The organism is Microbacterium sp. P2_F9, from assembly GCF_056403635.1.
Window position 1 is genome coordinate 1 of record NZ_JBFUFC010000371.1, and the last position, 1713, is coordinate 1713.

The following is a 1713-nucleotide window of genomic DNA, read 5'->3' on the forward strand; positions in this document are numbered from 1 at the left end:
CGGCAGCGACCTGTCGAACGCACCGGATCTGGATGCCGCGGCATCCGAGCTCCTCCGCCAGGTTCAGCTGGGGCGGTCGGCATGACGCGCCTCGTCGCGATCGGCGAGTGCATGGCCGAGCTCACCCGCCGCGGCGGCACGGCGATGACCCTGGGGTTCGCGGGGGACACGTTCAACACGGCGGTCTACTTCAAGCGCCTCGCGGGCGATGACGCCGCGGTGGGCTTCGTCACCGCGGTGGGCGACGATGCGCTCACCGCCGACCAGCTGGCGTTCATGGACGCCGAGGGCATCGACGTGCACGCCCAGCGCGTCGGCGGTGGCTCCCCCGCGCTGTACATCGTCTCCACCGACGACGTCGGCGAGCGCACCTTCACCTACTACCGCGACGCCTCGCCGGTCCGCCGGCTGCTCGACCCCGAGCACGACGAGGGCGCCAGGATGCGCGACCGCATCGGCGAGGTCCTGCGGGCAGCCGACATCATCTACTTCTCGGCGATCACGCTGCAGCAGCTCGTCCCCGCCGCTCGCAGCATCCTGCTCGACCTGGTCGCCCGCGCCCGCGACGGTGGAGCGCTCGTGGCCTTCGACAGCAACTACCGCCCGCGCGGCTGGCCGTCAGTCGATCACGCGAGCTACGCCGTCCTCGCGGCTGCGGCGGTGACCGACATCGCACTGCCGTCCCTCGCGGACGAGTGGCAGCTGTTCGGCGGCGGCGACGCCGCGGCGGTCATCGCACGCTATCGCGAGGCCGGTGTGCACGAGGTGGTGGTCAAGGACGGCGGCGGCGACATCCTGGTCGGGGTGGGCGACACCCTGCACCGGTTCGCCGGCGCACCCATCCGGCGCCCCATCGACACGACCGGCGCAGGCGACTCGTTCAACGCCGGCTACCTGCACGCACGGGCGAACGGCGCCTCCGTCGCGGATGCCGTCGCCCAGGCATCAACCGTATCCCGTACGGTGATCGGCCACCCCGGCGCGATCGTCGACCGCGCGGTGTCGCTCGGCGTGGACGCCTGAATCTCGCTCAGACGAGGAACAGCCAGTCGAGCACGCCCGGATTGTGGGCGTGCACCAGCACGAGGAACACGACAGCGTCGAACAGCAGGTGCACCGTCACGACGTACGCCAGCGATCGGGTCTTCATGAAGATGAATCCCTGGAGCAGCGCGAACGGGATCGTGAGCAGCGGTCCCCAGGCGCGATAGCCGAGCTCCCACAGGAATGACACGAACACCACCGCCTGCAGCGTGTTCGCCTGCCAGAACGGGAAGTGGCGACGCAGCAATGCGAACACGGTGCAGATGAAGAAGAGCTCATCCCAGATGCCGACCGCGCCGACGCCGACGAAGAGGCGCGCGATGAGGTCGGGCGTGTCGACAGTGGGCCAGTTGAGGTAGACGCCCGACGTGATGAAGTAGAACGGCAGGATCAGCCACCCGAGCACGAGCACGCTGGCGAGCCACGACCACTGGAAGCGCGTCCATCGTCCGCCGCCGCGCCACGGGAACCTGATCGCGCGGTCCCGGTAGGCGTACCGCGAGACGACGTACGGCACGACCACCGCTCCCCCCAGCGCGACGGCGAAGCGCAGGAAGGCCGGATTGTCGAGCTCCGCGGCGAGCGGGATGGCGCTCACGATGAGCAGGCCCGCCGCGATCAGCGAGAGGTCGCGCACGAGACTCGGCGGTCGGACGGATGCCTCGGCCC

2 protein-coding genes are annotated in these 1713 nt (G+C 70.2%); one reads left to right on the forward strand and one right to left on the reverse strand.

Going from position 1 to position 1713, the window contains the following annotated elements; genetic code table 11:
- Positions 1 to 81 precede the first annotated feature (81 nt).
- Positions 82 to 1023, forward strand: a complete 942-nt coding sequence (locus AC1DVT_RS20075) for a sugar kinase (protein WP_477391135.1) — start codon at positions 82 to 84, stop codon at positions 1021 to 1023.
- A 7-nt stretch (positions 1024 to 1030) separates the two neighbouring features.
- On the opposite strand, the gene AC1DVT_RS20080 is transcribed toward AC1DVT_RS20075, so the two are convergent.
- Positions 1031 to 1713, reverse strand: a 683-nt coding sequence (locus tag AC1DVT_RS20080; protein WP_477391137.1) for a CPBP family glutamic-type intramembrane protease, incomplete at its 5' end; no start/stop codon positions are given.

Bases quoted from the DNA above. Each gene is read 5' to 3' on its own strand.
- AC1DVT_RS20075 (WP_477391135.1), top strand. From the start codon at position 82: ATGACGCGCCTCGTCGCGATCGGCGAGTGCATGGCCGAGCTCACCCGC.